General features: G+C 63.1%; 24 protein-coding genes. All 24 read right to left on the reverse strand.

Annotation, left to right across the window (positions count from 1 at the left end):
- Positions 1–6: 6 nt before the first annotated feature.
- Positions 7–906 (reverse strand): gp53-like domain-containing protein, encoded by a 900-nt coding sequence (locus tag BLT66_RS08810; protein WP_092757317.1) that lies wholly within the window; start codon positions 904–906, stop codon positions 7–9.
- A gap of 11 nt (positions 907–917) precedes the next feature.
- Positions 918–1514, reverse strand: a complete 597-nt coding sequence (locus BLT66_RS08815; RefSeq protein WP_092757318.1) for a YmfQ family protein — start codon at positions 1512–1514, stop codon at positions 918–920.
- Positions 1505–2554 carry a baseplate J/gp47 family protein gene (locus BLT66_RS08820; RefSeq protein ID WP_092757319.1) on the reverse strand — a complete coding sequence of 350 codons (1050 nt, stop codon included), beginning with the start codon at positions 2552–2554 and terminating at the stop codon, positions 1505–1507. The genes BLT66_RS08815 and BLT66_RS08820 overlap by 10 nt, the downstream gene beginning before the upstream one ends.
- A complete protein-coding gene (locus BLT66_RS08825; protein ID WP_143029172.1) occupies positions 2554–3042 on the reverse strand; it encodes a phage GP46 family protein in 489 nt (162 codons plus the stop codon). The genes BLT66_RS08820 and BLT66_RS08825 overlap by 1 nt, the downstream gene beginning before the upstream one ends.
- Positions 3043–3097: 55 nt before the next feature.
- Positions 3098–3634, reverse strand: coding sequence for a phage baseplate assembly protein V (locus BLT66_RS08830; protein ID WP_218922584.1), 537 nt, complete (start codon positions 3632–3634; stop codon positions 3098–3100).
- Complete coding sequence (locus tag BLT66_RS08835) at positions 3631–4779, reverse strand: phage baseplate assembly protein (RefSeq protein ID WP_092757322.1); 1149 nt, start codon at positions 4777–4779, stop codon at positions 3631–3633. Before BLT66_RS08835 ends, BLT66_RS08830 begins: the two co-directional genes overlap by 4 nt.
- Positions 4776–6011: a DNA circularization protein gene (locus tag BLT66_RS08840; protein ID WP_176955020.1), complete on the reverse strand. Its 1236-nt coding sequence runs from the start codon at positions 6009–6011 to the stop codon at positions 4776–4778. The genes BLT66_RS08835 and BLT66_RS08840 overlap by 4 nt, the downstream gene beginning before the upstream one ends.
- Entirely contained in the window at positions 6008–7993 is a 1986-nt protein-coding gene (locus BLT66_RS08845; protein ID WP_092757324.1) for a phage tail tape measure protein, read from the reverse strand. Before BLT66_RS08845 ends, BLT66_RS08840 begins: the two co-directional genes overlap by 4 nt.
- A 109-nt stretch (positions 7994–8102) precedes the next feature.
- Positions 8103–8423, reverse strand: coding sequence for a phage tail assembly protein (locus tag BLT66_RS08850; RefSeq protein WP_092757325.1), 321 nt, complete (start codon positions 8421–8423; stop codon positions 8103–8105).
- An 81-nt stretch (positions 8424–8504) separates the two neighbouring features.
- A complete protein-coding gene (locus tag BLT66_RS08855; RefSeq protein ID WP_092757326.1) occupies positions 8505–8855 on the reverse strand; it encodes a phage tail tube protein in 351 nt (116 codons plus the stop codon).
- A 24-nt stretch (positions 8856–8879) separates the two neighbouring features.
- Complete coding sequence (locus tag BLT66_RS08860) at positions 8880–10352, reverse strand: phage tail sheath subtilisin-like domain-containing protein (RefSeq protein WP_092757327.1); 1473 nt, start codon at positions 10350–10352, stop codon at positions 8880–8882.
- Positions 10353–10379: 27 nt separating this feature from the next.
- Entirely contained in the window at positions 10380–10607 is a 228-nt protein-coding gene (locus BLT66_RS08865) for a DUF2635 domain-containing protein (protein WP_143029174.1), read from the reverse strand.
- Positions 10604–11212, reverse strand: coding sequence for a hypothetical protein (locus BLT66_RS08870; protein ID WP_092757329.1), 609 nt, complete (start codon positions 11210–11212; stop codon positions 10604–10606). Before BLT66_RS08870 ends, BLT66_RS08865 begins: the two co-directional genes overlap by 4 nt.
- Positions 11212–11802 (reverse strand): phage virion morphogenesis protein, encoded by a 591-nt coding sequence (locus BLT66_RS08875; RefSeq protein WP_176955021.1) that lies wholly within the window; start codon positions 11800–11802, stop codon positions 11212–11214. The genes BLT66_RS08870 and BLT66_RS08875 overlap by 1 nt, the downstream gene beginning before the upstream one ends.
- Complete coding sequence (locus BLT66_RS08880) at positions 11799–12305, reverse strand: gp436 family protein (protein WP_092757331.1); 507 nt, start codon at positions 12303–12305, stop codon at positions 11799–11801. The genes BLT66_RS08875 and BLT66_RS08880 overlap by 4 nt, the downstream gene beginning before the upstream one ends.
- Before the next feature lie 186 nt (positions 12306–12491).
- Entirely contained in the window at positions 12492–12734 is a 243-nt protein-coding gene (locus BLT66_RS08885) for a hypothetical protein (RefSeq protein WP_092757332.1), read from the reverse strand.
- A gap of 24 nt (positions 12735–12758) precedes the next feature.
- Entirely contained in the window at positions 12759–13796 is a 1038-nt protein-coding gene (locus tag BLT66_RS08890; protein WP_255406849.1) for a Mu-like prophage major head subunit gpT family protein, read from the reverse strand.
- 31 nt (positions 13797–13827) lie between these two features.
- Positions 13828–14238 (reverse strand): hypothetical protein, encoded by a 411-nt coding sequence (locus tag BLT66_RS08895; protein WP_092757333.1) that lies wholly within the window; start codon positions 14236–14238, stop codon positions 13828–13830.
- A 31-nt stretch (positions 14239–14269) separates the two neighbouring features.
- Complete coding sequence (locus BLT66_RS08900) at positions 14270–15346, reverse strand: phage protease (protein ID WP_092757334.1); 1077 nt, start codon at positions 15344–15346, stop codon at positions 14270–14272.
- A gap of 192 nt (positions 15347–15538) precedes the next feature.
- Positions 15539–16153, reverse strand: coding sequence for a hypothetical protein (locus BLT66_RS08905; RefSeq protein WP_143029175.1), 615 nt, complete (start codon positions 16151–16153; stop codon positions 15539–15541).
- 59 nt (positions 16154–16212) lie between these two features.
- Entirely contained in the window at positions 16213–17523 is a 1311-nt protein-coding gene (locus BLT66_RS08910) for a phage head morphogenesis protein (protein WP_143029176.1), read from the reverse strand.
- A 211-nt stretch (positions 17524–17734) separates the two neighbouring features.
- Positions 17735–19345, reverse strand: coding sequence for a DUF935 domain-containing protein (locus tag BLT66_RS08915; protein WP_092757337.1), 1611 nt, complete (start codon positions 19343–19345; stop codon positions 17735–17737).
- A gap of 18 nt (positions 19346–19363) precedes the next feature.
- A complete protein-coding gene (locus BLT66_RS08920) occupies positions 19364–20944 on the reverse strand; it encodes a terminase large subunit domain-containing protein (RefSeq protein ID WP_092757338.1) in 1581 nt (526 codons plus the stop codon).
- Positions 20941–21510: a DUF3486 family protein gene (locus tag BLT66_RS08925; RefSeq protein WP_092757339.1), complete on the reverse strand. Its 570-nt coding sequence runs from the start codon at positions 21508–21510 to the stop codon at positions 20941–20943. Before BLT66_RS08925 ends, BLT66_RS08920 begins: the two co-directional genes overlap by 4 nt.
- Positions 21511–21513: the final 3 nt, after the last annotated feature.

Genomic DNA, 21513 nt, shown 5'->3' on the forward strand with positions numbered 1-21513 from the left:
TTTTCCTTAAAAGCCAATCGCGATCCAGCCGGCAACGAATGCAACGCGACTGCTCACCGAGCTCCAGCCGGACAGATTGAAGCCACTTACCGAGGGCGTATTGAGGGCAGCCCAGGCGCCGTTGGCACTGGAGTTCTGCTCGGCGGGAATTACCAGGCGGCATGCATTAGGAAAGGCGATAGGGAAAGAAACTGCCGTATCGGCTGAGGCAGAGGTGGCGTTTGAGCCCCATTGCAGAATGAAGCCGCCGGGCAGTTTTTGGTAACCGGCCCCGGCCAGGGATGCGGCAAAAACCGATGCATAAGCAAGCTGAGCACTACCACCAATGCAGGCATAGCTAGAGCCGTTCCACTGCAAGATCAGCGTATCTCCAGCGTTCAGCGTCAGGCCCGCGACAGAGGTTGTCCCTAGGTTAATCGTGTTGCCGCCTTGGACGCCCAGTGCGACCCCGTTGACGGTAGACAAAAAGGCGAAGCAAACGCCCTTCACCAGCGTGCTGCCCACCGGCAACAAGCATCCTGTGGCACCTGCGTTGAAGCTGATCGCTTTGCCTGCGTCTAGGTTCGTCAGCGCAACGTTGAAACCCAGGATCAGGGCATCGGAAAAGCTACCGAGAGCGCGCTGAACGGCGGCCATCGTGGCCGCCTTGGCAGTTACGTCGAACTGCGCTGCCGTCTGAAAAACACCATCCGCACGCAACGCAGCGAGCAGTTGGTTCCTTATGCCAGCGGTTGGAACAATGCCAGCAGCCGAGATGATGGCGAGCAGCTCTTCTTGAACGTCGTTGAACCACTCCGCGTTCAAGTCAGTTGCAGCAATCCCAGCCCCCACGTTGGAATTTTTGAAACCGTGCTTTCCTGCTCCGAAGAGGTCGACGGCCTTGGTGGCAGTGCTGATGCGATCCATATGTGTTTACCTCATGCCGTGTAGGCAAAAATTACTTGGGTGTGTGCGGGCTTACGTTCCCGGATAGGGCACTCCGCCAGCGAAGGCAGATACATCTGCAAAGCAGCGTTGCAGTTGTCGTTGCAATTCATCTGCCGGGCATTGACGGCAGCGTGCGGAATGTTGACCCGCCAGGTATAAAGGTCGGCTGTGCTGTATAGAGCGTCGTTACAGTCGTCGTTGCACGTCATCGGCCGAAACTCGGTAACCGTGCAGCCTGGTTCACCCAGCCGGTCGGCCAGGTCGATGAAATAGGCTCTTGACTGCCCGCCCCGCTCGTGGAGTCGCTGCGATGCAATGCGCTGCCGGTCGAGCGTTGTCAACGATGCCGTGACCATGCAGTCATCGGGTAGGCCTAGCAGGCGCTCCCAATCCGGCAGCAGGCTGGTGGCAAGCAGCGGGTCGAACTCGGCGACGAGTGCAGCAACCCGAAGTTGCGCGGCTAGCAGCATGGCCGCGAACGCCTCCAGCAGGCGCGTCAACCATGCGCCAGGCTCACGCGTCAGCGCACGGCCAGGCGGCAGATACGCCTGCAGCACCTGGAGCCAGGCCGCCAGGGTCACAGCCATGTGATCACCCCCATCGTCGCGATCTGGCCGGTCGTCAGAACCACGTCGGCCGTGGGGAAGGTCAGGACGTGATTGTTCTCACCCGCGGCGATGCTGATTGCCTCGCGGCTGTGGGTAAGCAGAATGGTCCCGGCCGGCACCGCGTCGCGGTAGATCATCGCGGCAAGCTCGTCATACACGGCGGCCCGAACGGCGGGTGTGTTCGGGGTCACCGCGATGGTGTAGTTCTGCGGTACTTCAACCGGCGCCTGCACCGACAGATGCGCAGTCACCGGCCGCACTGCATCAATGTGGGCAAACATGGTGGCCACCTCGCCAGCGTCGGGAATCGGCGTAGGGTCGTTGTCGCGCATGAAGCGTACGGTCACCCAGCCTGGACCCGGCTCCAGCGGTGACACCCACACCCGCGTTACGCCAGGCACTTCCTTGGCCCAGCCCTCGTAGTCGAAGTCGGCACCGCCCTGTGGCGGCTTGCGGATCTTCGCCAGGATGCGGGCGCGGTAGGGTTCGTCTTCTTCAACCTCCGCACCACCCGCCAACGCGGTGGTGGCGACGGCCGAGCTGTTCACGCCGTCGATAGGGCTGGCCAGCGCAAGCGCGACGCCTGTGCTCGCATTGCCTGCCTGGCCCGCTACCACTGCCGTCACCGTTGCAGTGGCCTGACCAGCGGCTATCGTGACATCGGCAAACGTGGCGTACTGTGCGCCATCACTGCGCTGCACTACGGTGCCCGCTGGCACCACCTTGCCATCCGTTCCGATGAAGAGCACCGAGCCGCTGGCCTTGGCCGCTGCGGTCCGGGTAACGCCCCAGCGCGCGCCGTGGGCGTCCAAAAATTCTTTTTCAGCGGTGTCAGGCCAGGCCTGGCGAATGAGCCACTCGACATACTGGTACAAGGCCGACAAAGAACCCGCAAAAACACGGTTCAATACGCCGACCAGGCTGCGGCGCACACGCACCAGCACGCCAGGCAGTCGGCTTTCCAGCTCGGTAGCACCTTGCTCAATCAGCTGGGGCAGTGTGGGGCGTTCGAACGGCATCAGTTCACCGCCGTGGAGGTAGAAAAGCCTTCGCCCGCCAGGCGCCAGATCTGCGCCGCGTCTGACCATTCAAACCGGTACCGGCGGCTATCGCCAGGCAGCGAAAGCACCGCGTCGACCAGCAACCAGCCGGCGCGTGGAATGAATGCAGATACGGCCACATCAGTGGCCAGGCCATCGTCCAGCATCCACTGCAGCGCCTCGCGCACATAGCGGCGGGCGCGCTGCACGGTTTCTGGCAGCACCTTCTCGCGCTCCAGCAGCCAGAGCCGTGAGCCGAATTCGTCGCCAGGGTTGTCCGCAAAGACATCCGCCCACCAGCCGCGGCGGTCTATGCCGGTGGATACTTCATGCGACTGGGCGGTGCTGTCACACAACAGCGAGAGCATGATGGTGGTGCCCAGCGAGTAGTCGGCCGCCAGGTCGGCGCCGGCCAGACTGATGTCCAGGCCGCCGATATCGCTGTTGTAGGTGAGGGCTATATCCATGCGCGCAGTCTCGCGCGCGCGCGTCAAGCCGTCGTCTAAAACACTTTACTTGCGCTTAGATGGGATCGTCGCTGACGTCGGTGCCATGCAGCACGCCGCCATGCCTGTGGTGGTGGCCGATATCCGTGCCGCCGTGCTCCACGGTATCGCCCTCAAAACTCACATTTCCGGTAAACACCGTTTCAGGCGCGTCGAACGTGATCAACGGCGTGTCGGTGAACAGCATGGGCTTGCCGCCACCCTTGACCACGATGCCGTCGCGCGTCAGGTGCACGCTTTGGCCCTGATCATCGTACAGCGCGACCTCGCCGCTGGCCAGGCCCTTCATGCGGTAGCGGCGGTCGTCCACGTTGATGACAACCATATGGTTGGTGCTGCCGCCCACGGACAGGCCTATGCCTTCTGCGCCGGGGTGCGGAACGCTGGTGAAACCGTAGTTCTGGAAGTGCTCAGCCTGGTCGCGTACCACCTCGCCATAGGCTTGCACTTGCATCGCCTGCATTTTGGCCGCGTCGTTCACCAGGCCCACCACCACGCGCAGCACCATGAGGCGAAGTCTGCCGCCCAGGCGGCTTATACCGCTGTCGCTCATTCGCGGTAGCTCTTGGGTGCGTTGAGATCCCAGGGGGTGCTGAAGCCCTCGTCCTTCTTCTTTTTCTTCTCCTGCGGGGTCTTGTCGTTGAGGCGCTTGCTCAGCTTGCTGCGGCCGATACCTTCCACGAGCTCGAAGGCCTCCGGCCGGGCAAAGGTGATCTCGGTGAACTTGCCTGCCTCCGACAATAGGTATGTGCACCCCACTATCAGCATCGGCATGTCCAGCTTCATGCGCGGGCTGCGCACCGGCACGATGGTGTTCTTTTTCCACAGCGGGCCGCTCATACCGTCGCGGCCCGTGCGCCAGCCCACCACGGTGGTAGTGCCGCGCTTGCCGCGCCCCATGCGTACCTTGACTTCCCACGCGGCCCGGTCTTTCAGCGCGGCATTCGTCGTGCTGTGGTCGGCCATGACGATCAGCGGGCGATAGCGATTGATTTCGGCGTCGGTCGCCTGGGCCTTCATGTGGGCCACGGCCGCGCCGTTCTCGTCGTCATCGCCGGGCGCCTGGGCTTTCAGAATGATCAGCGAGTGCCGCTCTTTCCAGGTATGGGTGGCGCGTATGCGCTTGATGTTCTCGCCCTCAACCAGCGCCGCGCCGGCCTGCGCCGTGCCGGCGGTGGTCAGCAACACATTACCGTCCGCCGTGCTGGTGCACAGCACGGCGCGCAGGCGGCAGGCACGGTCGATGGCATCAAAGGCTTTCTCGCCGTCCTCCAGCGCAAAGCTCTTGAATGTGTCGCCCTGGTCCAGGCCGGGCGCAACGATGACGTCGATGCCAAAGGGCTTTGCGATGTCGCGCACGATGGCTTCCAGCTTCGCGCCGCGCCATTGGCCGGTTTTGTAGATGGCCGAGCAGTCGACCAGGTCGCCTGTTTTATCGCGGCCTTCAATCCGTATGAAGCTGGTGGTGTCCGTGAGCTCGGGTTCAAACATGTCGATGTAGCCGGTGATCACGGTGTCACCGTCCAGCAGTACCTCGCATGTCAGGCCCTCCCGGAGGCCCAGCAGCTGGTTTTCGCCAGGCCAACGGTGGGATGCCTCCAGCACGAAGCCGCCCGCAATCTGTTCGATGGACGTAGGCACGGACGCACGCGTCCAGCCGCCGAAGATCTTGCCGTCCACCTTGATCTCTACCGTCACAGCAGGATCTCCAAGGGCTGGGCAGGCACGAATGCAGGGTGGCGCACGCCATTGCGTTGCACCAGCTCGTCGGCGCGGCTGGCGTCCTGGTAGATGCGGTGGGCCAGCACCAGGCTGGGCAGCACGGCCAGCGGCGTGTAGGTGGAGCGTTGCTTCAGCAGCTCGGCACGCGTGGCCACGTCGCGCACGATGGCCGCACGCAGGGTGGACAGCGCCCGCGCTGTGCCGGCGTCGGGGTCGGCCTGCTCGAGCTCGACGTCGATTTGATCCACCACCTGGTCGCGCATAGCCGTGGCCTGTTGGGCCGTGGCCACTGTATCGTCGCTGATGGCCACGGCCAGGATGCGTGCCTGGGTGCTGATGGCCAGGCGGCGCGTCAGCTCGGCCCGTGCGGCTTCGTTCAGCAAGGTGCGGCTGGTTGTGGCCGGTGCCAGCGGGCTAGCTGCAGCGGCCTGGCGCGCAGCGGTCAGTGCGGCAAGGTTGGCCAGGGCGCCCTTGTTAACGTCGCGCATGGCGTTCAGCGCGCCGCCTGATGCGCTACCCACCCGGATGCTGGCGGCGAACTCGACATACAGGCCACGCAAGGCCGCCACCATCGTCAAAGGCTTGAGGAGCAGCGTGGCCACCTGGCCGATGGCCGAGCCGGCCATGTCCAGGATATCGCCGAGTGAACTGCTGTCTACATACAGGTCTGCGGCCGAGGTCAGCGTGTTGATGTCCAGCACGGTGGCGTCGGCCACCAGGTCGGTCAGGATCTGCGGGCCGGAAAGGCTCAGCGCATCGGCGTAGGCGACTCCCGCCGCATCGTCGCTGCCATCTGCTGCCCGCTCCAGATCGGCCGCGGTGTCCGTTTGGCCGGTGGGCTGGGTGTTGTCGGCATCCTCCACGAATGTGGCGGTAAAGCGCGACATGCGGCCTTCGCGGTGCGATTCGTCAAACTGCGCCTCGCCCAGCAGCGACACCCACACCACACCGTAGCGCGGGTGCACCAGCTCGCCAGGGCCACCCTCTTCAAAGGCGGCTTGCAGATCCTGGCGCTGCTGCAGGTAGTCGTCACCCAGGACGTAGCCCTTGACGTTGTACTTGCGGGCGCGGCGACCCAGATCGTCCACATATGGGGTGTCGCGCAGCGGGTATTCATTGAGCACATTGCGCCGGCCCACGCCCAGCCCGGTGTCTGTGGTGCGGAACTCGACGCCCCGAAACGATGCAATGATGGAAGGATCGCTCACCAGCTGCTCTCCGGGTTGGTTCTGCCTACGTCCGATCGCACGTTCATGCGGGTGCCGTTAAAGGGCTTTACTTCGTTTTGCACGGCTACGCTCGGGTCGCTCAGCACCCGAACCGTGATTTCACCGCCCACGCGGCTGTTCTTGAATGCGTCGGTCACCGCCACCGCTTGCGCGGCTTCCTGGTTGCCGAACACCGCCAGCGTGCGCGCGATCACTTCACCGATGGAATTGCTCACCGAGGTGCCTTCAATGCCGCTTGAAATCAGCGAGCCGGCACCGTAGCCAGCTGCACCCGCCAGGCCGACCAGGCCAGCCCTGCCAGCAGCGCCGCCAAACCTGGTGGCCATGCCGCCCAGCCTGCCGGCCATGCCAGCAGCACCTGCACCGCCCAGCAACCCCTGGGCCAGCGCGGCCGCACCCGCTGCCGCGGCCAGCGCCGTGACTGCGGTGGTGGCGCCTGCGATGGCCGTGGTGTAGCCGGGATAGGTCTGCATCAGGCCCACGACCTGGTCTGTAACGCCCTTGATGGCGGGCGTGAGGCCGTTCATCGCATTTTGATTGGCGATGTCGCGCTCGTTTTGCCACTGCTGGGCGCTGAAGGCCCCGGTGCCGCGGATCAAATCCATGTTCCTGCTGGCGGCATCTGTGTTGCCCAGGGCGCCCGCCGTGATTTCGCCCACGCGTTTGCGGTCTTGCATGAAGCCGTACAGGGCCATGAGCGCCTGGCGATCCTGGAACACCTTACCGATCACCGTGCCCTGGGCGATGTTGCCCACCGCTTCCAGGGCGGCTTGCCGGTCGCCGCCCTTGGCCGTGGCAAGTTGCTTCTGCACGGCTTGGTAGTTCTTGCTCTTACCGAGCTGGCTGTCCAGGAGGCCACCGACGACGTCGAAGGCATCCTGGCCCTTCATGCGGCCTTCTGCCAGCATGCGTGGCAGGTCGATGCCTTGCTTCTTGAAATCCTTGTTCGTGTCCTGCGAGCCCAGCTTAGCCAGCAGGTTGACCACGTTGTTGCCGGCCTCGTCGCGCGTGCCAGCAGTGTTGACCGCGGCCTGGTTGACGGCGGCCAGCTTGGCGAACCCGGCTTCACCGTACAGACCGACGGCTTTGGCTGCCGCCATTTGCTGCGGCAACCACTTGGCCATGTCGCGCACCTCGAAGCCACCGGCCTGGCCAGCGTAGGTGCCCATGCCAAAGATGCGGCCCATCTGCTCGGGCGCAATGCCCATTGTTTTGTTGGCCGTAATGGCCATCTGCGCAAAGGCGGTCGGGTCAGCGTTGTTGGCTGTGCCCGCCATCACCGCTTCGCGGAAGATCTTGGCGGTCTGGCCCGGGTTGAATGCACCCGATGCCAACAAGGCGTCCAGCGTGTCGGCCGCACCATCGCGGGTGCCGCCACCGTAGCGCACGGCATCCTGTACCTGCAGGTCCAGATCCTTCATACCGGCCTTGCGGCCTGCTGTGTCGCGTCCGCTGAATGCGGTGTTGGCCATGTTGGCCATGCGCAGCTCGTAGTCCATCGCCACCCGCACCTTGGGTGCCAGTACCGCGCCGCCTGCAGCTACGCCTGCAGCGACCAGGCCGAGGCTACGGCCGCCCGCCGCCAGCTTCTGCCGCCCGGTCAGCCGGCCCATTTCATTGTTCAGGTCGCGCACCTGTTTGTGCATGGCGGCCGCGGCGCGGCGCTGTTCGTTCCAGCTCATGGTGCCAGACTCGGCCAGGCGGCGGTAGGCGGCCTGGGTTTGCAGGATCTCCTGTTGAACGCGCCGCTCGGAACGAATGCCGAGCGCCTCGCGGGCCTGGGCCATGCGCTGGTACTCTGACCGCATGGACGCCGCGGCCGAGGCCGTGGCTTTGGCTGTGGACTTGGCACCCGCTGCGCCCGCCATGTTAAGGCTGTTTAGCGCCTTCATTGCCTCGGCCGCAGCCTTGGCCAGGCCAGCACTGTTGCCAAAAAGTCGAACGCCGACAGCGAAGTCCATCAGGTTTTCTCGGTCAGTTTTTTGATGTAGAAATTGAACTCAGCGGTCGGCAGCGCAAGAATCTCGGACCGAGACCAGTGCAGCCGCGTGGCCAGCAGCAACACCTTTGTCAGGAAGTTTTCTCGCTGGCCGGCACGTCTTCCCCCAGCGCGTTGGCCTCCGACATGGTTTCGCGCACAACGGCGAAGTTCGTCGCTGGCATTTTGTTGAACAGCGCTGGCCCAAATGGCCCGGTATAGGTGCCGGCCCGCACGATGGTCAAGGCAGCCAGTGCCGCGGTGTAGGCGTTGGGTGACAGATTGGGGTTTGCATCCTGCTCGGCAGCGATCAGGTCTTCCACCAGCGCTTCGCGGAATTCGACGTCGGTGGCCACGGTGCCACCGACTGTCCATTTCTTCTTCAGCGGATTGGTTGCGGTAAGAGCGGTCATGGTTAAAACACTTTCAAACGGGGTTGAGGGGATAAAAAAGGCCACCTGTGGCAGCCTGGGTGGGAAACCTGTTCAGGTCGGCTAGCCTTCGATGCACTCGACGGCTTCAAAGCGGCAAGACACTTCGCCCTTGGTCATCTTTGGCGGCGTGGCCGACCAGGCTTGGCGCAAGGTGAAGACACTGCCGCTATCGGTTTCGTAAAGCAAAGTGCCGTTTGTGATCGCATGGATTTCGGTAAGGCTGATGTCTGGCCGATGGTTGAAGGTGAAATCAACCGATGCCTCGCCGATGGCCTCGGTGTGGCCATCGACGCCGGCATCGCTTCTAGCCGCAGCGCGTGTAGCACCGCCCGTGTCGAGCGTCGCGCCTTCTTTGCTGCGGATGCGCTTGCCGTCGATGGTGATGAACACGCGGCCGGTGTATTGGGTCATGGATTAGCTCCTGTGCAATGTGGGTCAGAGAATGAATTGCACGCTGGCAGCGAACACGCGGAACTGGTTCACCACGTCCGGCGGCAGAATGGCGTTGACGCGGTTGCGGTCGCTGATGCTGCGCACCACGATCAGGTCTTTCTTGAACTGCTCGAAGCCTTCCAGGATGCCCGCCAGCTCCAGCTCGCGCGCCACGTCGATCAGCTCGCCGCGGATCATGAGCGGCGTCACGATGGCCTGGCCAGGCGCAAACTGCGTACCGTCGTCGGCCAGCTTGTGGCGCGGGAAGCGCAGCGCGATGCGTGCCCGGAAGGCGTAGCGCATGTAGTCCACAGTCCACTTGGTCTCCAGGTCCAGGTAGCTCACGTCGTCAATGCCGTAGGCATTGGTCTGGTAGGTGGTGACCACGCGCTCCAGCAGCACGTTGCCGCCCTGGTCGACGGTGATGGTGCTGATGCCGTCACGCAGCAGCAGGTTGCGCTCCTGTTGCGTGAAGCGATCGGACAGCGCTGGCGGCAGTACGCCAGGCAGCACCAGGGTTTGAAATGGCCGCGCGGGGTCGATTGCGCCGTTGAATTCACACACGGCGGCGGTGATCGCACCCAAGCAGTAGATAGGGGTTGGCAGACTGCGCACGCCGACAAAGCTGTCGTGTGGGCTGTTGCGGGCTGCGCCCAGGGTGGCCAGGGCCGATTGGGTACCGCGCAGCGCGCCGAACAGGTGGCCGGTGCGCATGTCCATACCGCCCCAGCGACTGGCCAGCTCGGTTTCCACCTTGACGATGTTGGCCGTGTCGGTATATGGCGTGACGATTGTGTAGAAGCTCTCTAGCGATATCGCGGCCAGGGCCGGGGCCACGTCGGGGTTACCGGCGCCGGCTACGCCTGCGGCTACCGTCACGGTGACGCCAGCGGGCAGCACGTCGTCGGAGTAGTAGTTCACGCGCACGTCGATATCGTTGCCGAAGACGCCCTTGTGCCGGGCCGTCACCGTTGCCACGGCCGCGGCGGCGGTGGAAGTTACCGGGCCGTCCAGGAAGGCATTCACCGTGGCAGCAATCGCGGTGGCGATGGTTGCGGCGGCATCGCCACTGGTTACGCCCACCTGCAGGCGCTGCCCATTCACATACAGGGCAATCACGCCGCTGCCGGTGGCAGGGCCCGTAACTGTCAGGGTCTGGGTGGCCGCCACGCCAGCGCCCAGGTCATCCAGGCCGATGGCCATGATGTCCGATTCTTTGTTGGCATTGCGGGCTGCCACCAGCATTTCGTGCAACACCGAGCCGCGGCCGAAGTAGCCTGCGGCTTCGCTGCCGGCATTGATGCGGCGCAGCTGACCGGCTGGCGCGCTGCCTGCGGGCAGCTTGTTGCCGATCACCAGGATGCGGCGATTCATCGAAGGCAGGCCGCGCACGGCCTTGCTGTTGTCGATCTCTACATACTGCCCCGGCGTGCGGATGTCGATGGGGATGGTGTTGAACGTGATGTTGTCAGGCATAGATGCTCCAGGGTGTGGTGGTGTGGCTTACGCCTTGGGTTTCTTGAGGGCGACTTCAACGCTGGACGAAAGCACCTCGGCTTCGCGTACCACCTCCACCTCCCCGGCCTGCACCTTGCGCAGCCAGTAGGTGTCGAAGTTCACTTCTTCTCCCTCGGCGGCCAAGTAGGTGCCGATGGGTTTGCGCACCTTGCGCGGCACCAGCGCACCTTCAGTTTCGAAGGGTGCAGGCTTGAGGAAAACGCGTTCGGTCATGTGGAGGCTCCGGGTAACTGCACGTCTAGCTGTGCGTCGGGGTTGGAAGAAGAAAAGTCGGCCGGGTCGGCCAGCCATTTGCCGTGCTCGGCGCAGCCAGCTCCGCCCGCGATATCGATGTCACCGTGAAAGGTTTTGAAGTCGTCCAGGTCTTCCAAGGCCCAGTCGGCGTCCATCTCTATCAAGCTGCTTTCAAACAGCATTTCAAGGGCGGTGATGCCAGCGGCGTCGAAGATCTCGTCGTCGACCATTTCGCCGCGACGCATGAACCAGGTGGCGTCGCCGATCCGGTGCTCGTGCAGGGCGCGCGTGGCCAGCAGCATCAGTTGGTCGATGCCGATGTCCACGCCGTCGCCCTTGCGGGCTTGCGCCTGGCCAGCCACGTTGCGCACTACGGCTGCCACAGTGAAGGTCAGCACCAGGCCGGTGTCGCGCACTTCAAAGCGGCCGGGCACCAGGTACAGGGCCGGCGCATCCGCCGCATATTTCTTGAGCAGTGCCTCGCCGATCAACTTGGGCAGCGTGTCAACCGTGCGCACCAGGCGCTTGATGTCGCGGTGCTCGCGCGCGGCCTGGAGTAAAGCGTTTTCGTTACGGCCTAGCATCAGAGGCCTCCGCCGCGGATGACTTCGCCCACCACCTCGCCGCCGATGCGACGCATCTCGCGCACGTCTTCGGCGTTCACACCCAGGAAGGGGCGGGCCGGCATGGTGATGGTGTGGGCGCCCACGGTGTAGCGGCGCTCCACCGCACGTTTGTGTGTGGCCTTGGCGAACACGGACAGGTGGGCGTGGTCCTTCTGGCGCAGCAAGGCGCCGCTTGCCGTGGTGCGCAAGCGCAGGGTGCTGGAGAAGGCCAGCTTGTTGATCTTGCCGCCGAGCTGATGGATGCGGGCGTACACCACGTTGCTGCCCCACTCGGTACCGGAATTGTTGGCGTTGTGGGTGATGCTGCGCAGCAGGCGGGCTTTGAGCACCAGGGTCTGGCCGCCATGCTTGCGCACCCGCTTGCTTACCTTCCAGGGTGTGCCGTCTGGCCCGGCCTGGTTCTTGAAGCGCAGGCGTGTGCTGGTTTCGCCGTACTGGCCGAAAGCCTTCCACAGTGGGCGGGGCGACAAGCCGAGCTGCAGCAGGCGCTGTATCGCGCGCTGCGGCTTTTCCAGCCCGTCGACCTTGATTTCTACGCCGACGGTCACAGGAACCCCGTGGAGTTGCCGCGCGCCCACACCCGGCCGGCGCTGACCACCTCGGGTGCGCCGCCGCTGGCCGGCTCGTCGCCGGTTTCGCCGTCTGCGCCCAGCTTTACCTTGCCGGCCTGCACGTTGGACAGCAACTTGATGCAGTCGTCGTAGCGCTGCTTGATCACGTCGGTGACCTGGTCGTCGTAAAGGAAGTAGCGCGCAAGCTCGCAAGCCACGCGCTCCAGCACCGGCGGTACCGGCGAGAGTGGCAGGATGTAGCGGCTGCTGATGTAACTGTCGATGGTGTCGGCCGCATCCTTGAGGGCTGTGTCCACCTTGATCATGGCCACGGCGGCCTGGGCGGCTTCTTCGTTGGTGTAGTCCGACAGGTCGGCCGCGGCGGCCACCGCCGCCAGCAGCTCGCCGGTCACCAGGCGCGGGATTTCGCGGGCGACGCGCTGGGCGATCTCCTGGGCGTCGTAGCGGGTGAGCAGAACTGTGGCGGTGGCGTATTGCATGGGTAAAGTGGTTTCTTTCTTGTATGTGCCGCGCGCGGCGCATACAGCAAAGGCCGGGGCTTGTGCCTAAACCTGTCCCCTGCGTATCCAGCCCCGGCGTGAGGTTGGTAGGGTGAGTCATTCGCGGGGCTCCCCCGGCGCCTGGATGACAAGGCGCAGGGATCAATGCCCGCTCGGGGGTGGGTATTACTTCTTGGCGGCGGGGTCGGCGGCGGGCTCTTTCTTGGGCTCGATGTCGACCTCTTGCACGACCAACAGGCGCTCACCCTTGAGCAGGTCCACCTGGTCGTCTGTCAGGTCTGCCAGGGAGATCGTCTTTGCGTCTGCACCAAAGCTGTGGCCTGCGCGGCGGAAGCTCTCGCACCGCGCAATGATCTTGAGACCCTTGGTTGCCGGCCCCGCGGCCTGGTCTTTACTTTTCGTTGCCATGTCGGTATTTCCTTGAGTTGCGAGTTACAGCCAGGCGCAGACAACGACACGGGCGGTGTTGCGCATCGTGTTGTCCTGCCCGTTGGCCAGGCGCTCTGCCTGCACCAGGTCGAGAGCCGTCTTTTCCAGGGCAGGAGGCACCAACAGCACGTTGGGCTTCACGGCCAGTGGCTTGCCGCTGTCGCTCTTCAGGCTCATTTGGGCAGCACGGGCGGCTGCGTAGTTCGTCACGTCCAGCGTTTGCTTGCTGGCGTAGGCCAGTTGCCACAGACCGAAACCGACATTGCTGCGCGCATTGGCACCGAACACGAACTCATTGCGGTCGAAGACGTTGTCGTCGTCCCAAGACGTCTTGGACTTGAACTGGTAGGGCTCGCGGTTCTGGTAGATGATCGGTTTCATCACGTTGCTGGTGTCCAGCAGATACCAGGCTGTACCGCTGCCGCCCTGGAAGTTGCTTACGCTGACAGGGTTTTCGTTCGGGCCGACCGGGTGGTCGGTGTCGAAGAAGTACTGGCCGTCGTAGCAGGTGCTGCTGAAACCGGCGGCGATCAGGCCAAACACCAGCTCGTCAGGATGCAGCGCGGCGTCTTGGCCTAGTTGCATCATCAGCGGGTTGTAGACGCCATATTGGTCGTCCATGATCGCGTTGCGCTTCACACTGACGGTGTCTTCCCAGTCCTTGTTGCGGATGGTGTAGTCGTGTTGCTTCAGGTTTTGGTACACCCGGTCGCCGATCCATTCGCGGAACTTGGTGGTCATGCCCAGCCACGCGTACTTCTCTTCGCTGGTCGTGCTGGGCACTTCCATCGCGATCTCATTCCACATCGGCTTCTTCAAGGCCATGCCGGTTTTGAACGCGCCGTTGAATGCCTGGGTCAACATCTGCATGTTGCCGCGGTTCAGGATCAGACCGCCAAAGCCGACCATTGCCAGGCCGGAGTCCGGCGTGGCCATATCGGGCATCAACGACAGCACTTGAGCGTGCGGCATCGCAATGGCGGCCAGCGCCACGCATGCCAACAGGCCCAGCACGGCACCAATTCGGAAAGTACTTTTCATTTCAGGGTTCTCCAGTAGTTGAGGTTTCAGATCAGTTGAATTCGATCCAGACGCCCACGGCGTCCACATCGCGCACCTTGCCAGCAATGCTGCGAGTCGCACTGCCACTGGTCTTCGCAACCGTGGCGTCGTCCACGATGTAGCAATCGGCACCCACGTCAGCCAACGTGATCAGATCGCCCGCGGAGCTGTTGGCAAAGCGGAAGCAACCGTCCCGGCGAATCGGAGCATTGACGGCGCCAGCTGCTCCAGCACTGTTGTCGACCGTTTCTTCAAAAACACCGACGCCGCGCAAGGTGGTGGCGGTCGCGCCCTTGGTTGCAAAGCCGGTTGCTGTGGAAATACACGCAAGGCCGCCCGCAAACACTTTGATGGCGGAAAGGGGAAGCGACAGCAGGTCGCCGTTGCGGCGCTGGGTATCGCGGTCAGAGGTCAAAGGCATGTTCTAGTGCTCCGGTGGGTAATGGATAGGATCAGGCCGAGCCGCCGGCCAAGTACTGCTCGGGAGTAAGGTTCATCCGCTTGCAGATGGCCAACTGTTCATCGTTGAGCTCGGTGCCGGTGCCGCCTGGCTGTTTGCCGCTGGTCTGCTGTTTGCCAGCCAGCGCTGGATTGGCCGGAGTGGCGTCCAGCATCCGCTTGAGCTGGGCGATGTCGCTTTGGCCAATGGCACGGAATTCAGTTTCCAGGCTGGGGGTGACCTTGCCCAGAGCCTTGGCCTGGTTGATCACTTCATCGACTTCGTGCTTCACCTTCTCGGCCTTGAGCTGCACGATCTCGGTGTTGAGCTCGGCGAGCTTTTCGACCGGCACGTACTTGGCAGCATCAGGCGGCGCGGCCTTCAGCGTGACGATCTGCGTGGTGAGCTGGTCGACGCTTTCCGACTTGGCCTTCAAAGCCGCAACGGCTGACACGGCTTCGACCTCCGTGGTGGCCTCGGTCGCGGGCAAGCCAAGAGCTTTCAGCAGGGCGAGCAAAACTGGATTCATGGTGGTGGTTTCCTGGGGAGGTTGATCGCCAGCCGACTGGCTGACCTGGTTGAACCTGGCCGTCAGCGCGGCCAGGGTGACTTCGTCCATGCCGTGCAGGCCTGGATCGTTGGTAAGTGCCACGCTCACGATGCGCTGCACTTCACCGGTTTTCTTGTCGAACGCGAAGACCGGGGAGATGTATTTGTATTCATCGCCCGCCAGGTAGCCCTTGGCGCGCGCCGTCCAGTCCACGTCCGGGGCGTAGAGGCCCGCGCCTGGCCGGAACTCCAGCGACTTGAACCAGCCGGCAGCCGGCGCTGGCTGGCCATTGGTTTCTGCGAGCTGGGTCTGGTGCTCGTAGTCGATCACATACTTGTTGGGGCGGGCATTGGCCTCGGCCACCAGGCGGGCGGCTATTTCTGGGGTGAGCTTCCAGGAGCCCCAGGGCTGGGGTCGGCCATCTGCCGCGCGGAATTCACCGGCGGGCATGAGCTGCACCGCGCCATCTCCTGCACCGACTTCAAAGGTCAGCGCGGCAATCGCGAAGCGTGGATGCGGTTTGTTTTGGGCGGTCTTCATATTGAAGACCCAATGGTCGCGCGATGACCGCCGTGCGTAGCTTAAAACGCTTTACTTCGTTAAAATCCCGCCGTGCTGTAGAGGTTCGGGAAAAACGGCTTCCGATTCAATACACCGCCCCTTTGCCGGGCGACTGGATGACATGTGAGGGTGCTGCACTTCGATGCAGGCGTCGTCTCACCGCAGCACACCTTATTTCAAAGGCGATGACCACGTTGTTAATTTGCTTTGCAAGTAGTCTGAGAAGTTTGTCAGAAGATTGTCTCCACCCCAGGACCAAACGCCCCAAGCCAATAGCGCAAACATAAAAGCCAACGCGAATCGCTTCGTCGCCCTAAAGATTGGCTCGCCCAGCCTTACTTTGCCCCATTCCTGTTTCAGGAATAGCTTGGACGCTTCGATAATTTCGTTTTCACAGGTCTGGCATTCGCTCATATCCATCGGACTTTTCCCTAGCGCGTCATCCAATTGATCCATCGCTTTTAAGATACTTTGACAAAGGGCTTCTTCAGAATTTAGGCGCAAGCGGATAGATGAACCCGCCGTTTTGTAGCCCGCGAAATGGGGATGTGCCTCCTTGTATAGGTCTATTGGAGAGCCAAACTTAGCAGTTCTAGCGCCGGCTACCAGCTCCGCATAAGCGAGAAAGTCAGCAAGTTCAGCGCGTAATCCGTCAATCCATGCTTGTCTAAACTCAGAAATCTTGTTCTCTTTTGCGATTACAAGTCCCAGGAACGCAATCACTCCGCCGATCAGCGCGGCAGCAACCGCACCGACAGCGGCGTCTGGAATGGAGGGAATATTCAAGCGTGATCTCTCTTGCGAGGTGGGGGCATCAGCGACTGCAGGCTTCTTTCGAAGTTGATTCACTGGTCAAGCCGCGCAAGCCCTTTGCGTTTGAAGCTGCGCGGGTCGATCAGATCCATCGAGGTTACCGCATTGCCGCGCTCGGCACGGTGCACCGTCTCATTCAAGGCCACCACCACCTTTGCTACCTTGCCGGTTTCGACCGAGGTGCACAGCAACACTACGCGGGGCTCAGCACCACGCTGGTCGCGCCGCTTGGGTTCTTCCTGGTCGGATGCCTCTAGCCACACCTCGCCGGCCTGGCTCAGCAGCTCAGGCAAGGAAGCGACGAAGGTTTCGCCGCTGCCCTTGGCCTGGCGCTTCTGGCTGCGCTCCAGGCCGAGCAGGTGTCGCAGCCGCGGCATATCGACGAACAGCGTGGCCTTCTCCGGCGCCAGGCCTGCCGCCTGCAGCGACGCAACCACCTGGGGTGCGAACGCCCCCACCACGCGCCGGGCGCCAACCTCGCGCCGCTCGCCCTCTACGTAGCGACCCACGAACTCTCCGAACTCGGTTTGCACCAGCGGGGCCCAGGTTGTCACACCGTCGGCCAGCACCTTGGCTGCGGTCGCAGAGGTGGCGGCATCGGCCTTGTCCATCATCATGCGGCCCAGGTTCGGGCGGCGGCCACCTGGTGGGTAGTGGAAGGCTGGGTCCACGCCCACCGGCACTTCCATTGTTTCCCCGGTGCGCTGGTTGGTGAGGGTGCGCATTTGCTCGGCGGGCGCGGTGCCCAACTTCAACCCCCCGCGCTCAAGCGTGCGCGCATTGTGTTGATAGACGGGGCACTTACAGCCCCATTTCTTTACAGGCATGTGGACCTGCCACCAGGGATCATCGGCGCGCAGCACCGTGCCGGCATAGGCTTTGTGTTCCAGGCGCGGATGTTCCGAGGCGCTGTGTCCATACTCAAGAAACGGAAACAACCCCTTGCCGCGCTGAATGCGCTCCCACTGGCCCTCGCTGTAGGCGGTAGCCAGGTTGGCATCGAAGATCACCTCCATGCGGCGCGCGCTACCGAGTTGGGCGCGTACCGTGTCGCCGCTCACCGGGTCCACCACGTCCTGCTTGCCCCACCAGCCACGGGCCTGCAGCTTGGGGCTGAGCTCGCGCTGGAAGGTGCCGAAGCTGGTGCCTTCGGTGATCGCCTTGTCGACCTGGCCGCGGATGTCGCGCAACAGATCCATGTGCATGGCCTTGGCCACGGTGAATGCAGCCTGGTGTTCCTGCCGCCAAACATCGCGGTGGTCAAAGCCGATCCGGTAGCCTTTCTGCCGAAAATACGCGACAGATTCTTCCGGCTGCACCGGTTTTAGGGCGATTGCGCTCATTTCATGCACCAATCAGGAGCAATTGGCGGGATTACCTCGGCACTCAACAGCCGAATGGAGCCATTGAAGACCCATTGAAGAGCCGCGATCACAGCCAGGGTGCGGGGGTGGTAGCCAAATTCCAGCCGGAGCGCCCCAAAGCCCGATTTCCGGCCTTGGTGCCGAAAATCCAGAGCCCGTGCGGCTTTGCGGCCAGTTTGTTGCTGCATTTTTAAGCAGCTGGTTTTTTTTGAGCGTTGAGCTGGCCCCACATCCGGGCCGCAAAACTGCCCCGCGCCAGCAGGTCGACGAGCTGCTCGGTCGGGATCGTGGTCAGGCCGGATTCCAGCGCCTGGCTGAAGTCTTCAAAACTGGCCGCGGTGGCCAGCGCCGTCTCCACGGCATTGCGCATGGGGTCGGCGGCGTCCACCCATTCGCCAAGCATTTCTGCGGCCAGGGCGTCGAGCTCGTCGGGTTCGGCCGTGGGTACAGCCTTGAGCTTGGCCAGCGCCTGGGGGCCTTTGGCTACGCCCGCTGCCGGTTTGGCCGGATCAGCCTGTTCCTCTGGTGGCAGGATTTCCTGCGGCCGCGCTACCTCCAGAACATCTTCTGTGCCCTGGGCCTCGGGTATTTTGAGTTTGTCATGCGCCCAGCTCTTGCGGATACGCATGCCCATGCCCACCAGCTTGGGTACGGCTTCGCTGTAGAGCTTCAGGTCTTCCGCCTCCTGGGTGTCGAACACCAGGCGCGGGCAGCGGCGCTTTTCCGTCAGGCCCTTGTTCACGGCCAGGATGGGATACACGAGCTGGTCGCTTAGCGCCGCACCGAGTTGGCGCGCATCCGCGCTCTTGAGCTCGTGCCGCACCTCGTTGTGCACATTGCCCAGCGCCTGGCTGCCGTGCGAACCTTCGCCGCTGGTCAGCGTGCCGCCCAGGATGGCCTTGCTCATCATGGCTTCCATGTGGCTGATCATTGCGCTGAAGGGACCGTCCATGCCTTCGGCTGCCTTCTGGAAGTCGATGGCCATACCTTCGGGGATGATGGCCGCAGCATCGTGGCCGATGTTCACCACCGCGCGCAGCAGCGCGGCCTTGTCTTCCTTGGTGGCGCTGGGGTTGTAGGTGCCCAGGCGCAGCGGCAGGCCGTAGATTTCCAGGAACTCGGCCAGGTCGCGTACCGCGTAGTTCTTGAACAGGAACGGCCAGGCCAGCACACGGAACAAGCCCGATCGGCTCACATAGCCCGAGCGCGATTTGTGTTTGTGCAGCAGCCAGCCAAAGGGCCAAAGCTGCTCGCCATCGGCCGAGTTGTCGCGCAGGCGCAGCTCGTTGCGGTCCACGCCAGGCGTCTGTGGCAGGCGAAACCAGCCCTGCGGGCGGTGCGTGGCACACACGGGCAGCAGGTTCTTTTCTACCTGGCGCCATTCGAGCTCGAGCGCGGCGAAACCGTGGCCCACAGCGTCGGACATGTCAAACACCACGTCTTCGAAGTCGGCCATCTCCGAGGCCATTTCCTTGGCGTAGGCGGCCAGGCTCTTCTCGGCTGCGCTGGCATTGGGCGGCGGCACGACATCCCAGTCCAGCGTTTGCAGGGCCAGGCGGCGCTTCTGGAGCTCGCTGAAGAGGTGGGCATCCTTCTCTTCCATATCGGCAAACAGCTCGTGCTGGCTGGTCAGGTCGCCTTGCTCGGCACGCTGCAGGATGGCCGCCAGCTTGGGCGGCGTGAGGCCGCGGCTGGGGTGGGTCTCGTACTCGGAGTGCAGTTGCGCCATGCGCGCGGTCTGCGGCTCGGCGATCTGGGCACGTTCGAAGGGCTGGCCCCGGTGGTCAAGGATGGTGGTCATGGTGTTTGGAAAAGTGGTTTACCAGGCGCCGGACCCGGCGTATCGGTTGTCGTCGTCGCTGGTCATACCGTCCCAGGCGTTCACGCTGGGAGGCGCACCCTGGTAGTCGTAGACCGTGCAGCCTTCCAGCGTGCGGGATGCATGCCAGGCTAGCGAGCCGGCGATGAAGGTGTCGCCGTGGCGTTTGAGCTTCTGGGCGTCCTGCGTGCGCACGTCGGGGATCAGCGGTATGCCCTTGATGATGCGCGGCACGCGGTGGTCGGCCAGCACGTCGGCGTCCATCGGGATCTGTATCAAGCGGTCTTCAAAGGCCGCTTTGTAGGGGGGCAGGTTCTCCAAATACCATTTCTGGGTGGCCTGGATCATCAGGATGCGGCTTTGCCCGTATCGCTGCGCCGTCTGCTCAGCCATCTGCATGCCCAGGCCACGGGAGTCGAGCGCGGCGCCCACAAACCTGGGCAGATGGTCCATGATGTACCAGAGTACCTGCAGCTGCTGCGTGAACGGCATGCCGCGCAGCTCCACCAGGAACGGGATACGCCGCACCAACGAGCGGAACTGGATCATGGGTGCGAACGCAGACAGGTCGCCGATCCGCGCAACGTCACCGCCCACAAAGCTGATTACATCCCGCAACTCGCGCAGCGCGTCGAGCTCGGGCTTCAGGAACTCCTCGCACCAGTCCAATATGGCCAACTGACGAGTGCGCTCGGGTTTGAATGTGAAGTCGGGTTCGCGCTTGTCGCGCAGCACCGCCCAGCCCTTGACCATGCAGTTTTCGATCAGTTCGCGCGTGAGAAAGCTGCCTGCGCCGTTCTTGGGCACGCAATCCAGTTCTTCCTCGGCGTCGTCGCCGTAGAAGGCGCGTATGTCATCGGCCCAAACCTTCTCGTTGTCCTTGTCATAGGCAATGCCGAGCCGTAGGCAGACACGCACATACAGGCCCTCGGCCAGCGCGTCATCGAAGGTGGTCCTGTGGAGCTTGTAGGGCTTCCGCCCCGCGCGAATGTCCTTGATGACCGTGTTGAACTCGTTGTCGTCGCCGAAATGCGTGGACAGGATACGCAGGCGTCCACCCCAGATCAGCAGCGCCAGTGCAGCCTTGAGTAGACCTGCCGGGTCATCGTGGAACGCGAATTCGTCCAGCACGACGTCACCCTGCTTACTGCGCAGGTTACGTGGCCTGGAGCTGAGCGCCGTGATGCGATGCCCGCTGGCAAACTTGATGCTGAAGACGAAGACGCTCTTCTTCTCATCGCCTTCGACCCAGATCTCTTCGGACGCCTCGATAGCCTCCGCAACGCTCTGGAACTGCCCCGCCCATTGCGCCGCATCCAAGATGAACTCGACGGCCATGTCTTTGGTGTACCCGATGTACCACTGGTCGCGACCGGAGGCGGCCGCAGCGATCAAGACGCTTTCGCAGGCGCAGGTCCAGCTCATGCCGACACGTCGGCTTTTTTCGTCAACCTTGACTTGGGATTCGTCGGCTATCCATCGCTTTTGATAGCCGAGCAACACGCTGGGTGCGCGCCCGCTGAAGTCATACTTGACCTCCTCGGCCAAGCGCTGCATTTCCGGCGTGATGATTTCGCTCATGCCTTCTTGGCCTCCGGGATGCCGAGGATTTCAGCGCGGATCACATTGATAGTGTCGTCGCTCAACCCCGCCTTCTTCACCGTCTTGACCACACTGGCGGCGACCTCGGCCGCACGCACTGCGATCAGCTTGCGCACGTTGATCGCCTTGTCGACGGCCAGTTTGTCGGCGCCTGCAAAGTCCTTTAGGGCCTTGCCCAGGAACATCAGGTCTTCGGGGCTGGCTGTCTCCAGGTCGCCAATGGTCTTGAAAGCCACCACGCGCAGCATTTCCAGCAGCATGCGGCCCACGTCGCCCTCGGGTTCCTTGCCCAGCTTGTCCACCCACACGGCGGCGATCTGGGTGGCCTGGCGGTAATCCTCCATGCGCTCGTTTGCGTTCTTGACGTAGCGGCCCACGGCCGAGCGGCTGGCATCGCCGCCCATGCCCTTGACCAGGCCGACGATCTCGTTGATCGTGGCCCGGCCCTCGCGCACGGCGGTGTCCACCGCTTCCTTGATGGACGGATGGAGCTGGGTGATGCTGCTCGGCCGCGAGGGCCGGCGTTTGCTGGTGGTGTCGGCCATGAT

Origin of the sequence: Rhodoferax sp. OV413 (assembly GCF_900104385.1) — a bacterium.
Lineage (GTDB): Bacteria > Pseudomonadota > Gammaproteobacteria > Burkholderiales > Burkholderiaceae_C > Rhodoferax_B.

Bases quoted from the DNA above. Each gene is read 5' to 3' on its own strand.
- BLT66_RS08865 (WP_143029174.1), bottom strand. From the start codon at position 10,607: ATGACCGAACGCGTTTTCCTCAAGCCTGCACCCTTCGAAACTGAAGGT.
- BLT66_RS08820 (WP_092757319.1), bottom strand. From the start codon at position 2,554: ATGCCGTTCGAACGCCCCACACTGCCCCAGCTGATTGAGCAAGGTGCT.
- BLT66_RS08860 (WP_092757327.1), bottom strand. From the start codon at position 10,352: ATGCCTGACAACATCACGTTCAACACCATCCCCATCGACATCCGCACG.
- BLT66_RS08845 (WP_092757324.1), bottom strand. From the start codon at position 7,993: ATGGACTTCGCTGTCGGCGTTCGACTTTTTGGCAACAGTGCTGGCCTG.
- BLT66_RS08810 (WP_092757317.1), bottom strand. From the start codon at position 906: ATGGATCGCATCAGCACTGCCACCAAGGCCGTCGACCTCTTCGGAGCA.
- BLT66_RS08895 (WP_092757333.1), bottom strand. From the start codon at position 14,238: ATGCCTTTGACCTCTGACCGCGATACCCAGCGCCGCAACGGCGACCTG.
- BLT66_RS08870 (WP_092757329.1), bottom strand. From the start codon at position 11,212: ATGCTAGGCCGTAACGAAAACGCTTTACTCCAGGCCGCGCGCGAGCAC.
- BLT66_RS08825 (WP_143029172.1), bottom strand. From the start codon at position 3,042: ATGGATATAGCCCTCACCTACAACAGCGATATCGGCGGCCTGGACATC.
- BLT66_RS08910 (WP_143029176.1), bottom strand. From the start codon at position 17,523: ATGAGCGCAATCGCCCTAAAACCGGTGCAGCCGGAAGAATCTGTCGCG.
- BLT66_RS08920 (WP_092757338.1), bottom strand. From the start codon at position 20,944: ATGAGCGAAATCATCACGCCGGAAATGCAGCGCTTGGCCGAGGAGGTC.
- BLT66_RS08900 (WP_092757334.1), bottom strand. From the start codon at position 15,346: ATGAAGACCGCCCAAAACAAACCGCATCCACGCTTCGCGATTGCCGCG.
- BLT66_RS08830 (WP_218922584.1), bottom strand. From the start codon at position 3,634: ATGAGCGACAGCGGTATAAGCCGCCTGGGCGGCAGACTTCGCCTCATG.
- BLT66_RS08915 (WP_092757337.1), bottom strand. From the start codon at position 19,345: ATGACCACCATCCTTGACCACCGGGGCCAGCCCTTCGAACGTGCCCAG.
- BLT66_RS08925 (WP_092757339.1), bottom strand. From the start codon at position 21,510: ATGGCCGACACCACCAGCAAACGCCGGCCCTCGCGGCCGAGCAGCATC.
- BLT66_RS08890 (WP_255406849.1), bottom strand. From the start codon at position 13,796: ATGAAAAGTACTTTCCGAATTGGTGCCGTGCTGGGCCTGTTGGCATGC.
- BLT66_RS08815 (WP_092757318.1), bottom strand. From the start codon at position 1,514: ATGGCTGTGACCCTGGCGGCCTGGCTCCAGGTGCTGCAGGCGTATCTG.
- BLT66_RS08850 (WP_092757325.1), bottom strand. From the start codon at position 8,423: ATGACCGCTCTTACCGCAACCAATCCGCTGAAGAAGAAATGGACAGTC.
- BLT66_RS08855 (WP_092757326.1), bottom strand. From the start codon at position 8,855: ATGACCCAATACACCGGCCGCGTGTTCATCACCATCGACGGCAAGCGC.
- BLT66_RS08885 (WP_092757332.1), bottom strand. From the start codon at position 12,734: ATGGCAACGAAAAGTAAAGACCAGGCCGCGGGGCCGGCAACCAAGGGT.
- BLT66_RS08880 (WP_092757331.1), bottom strand. From the start codon at position 12,305: ATGCAATACGCCACCGCCACAGTTCTGCTCACCCGCTACGACGCCCAG.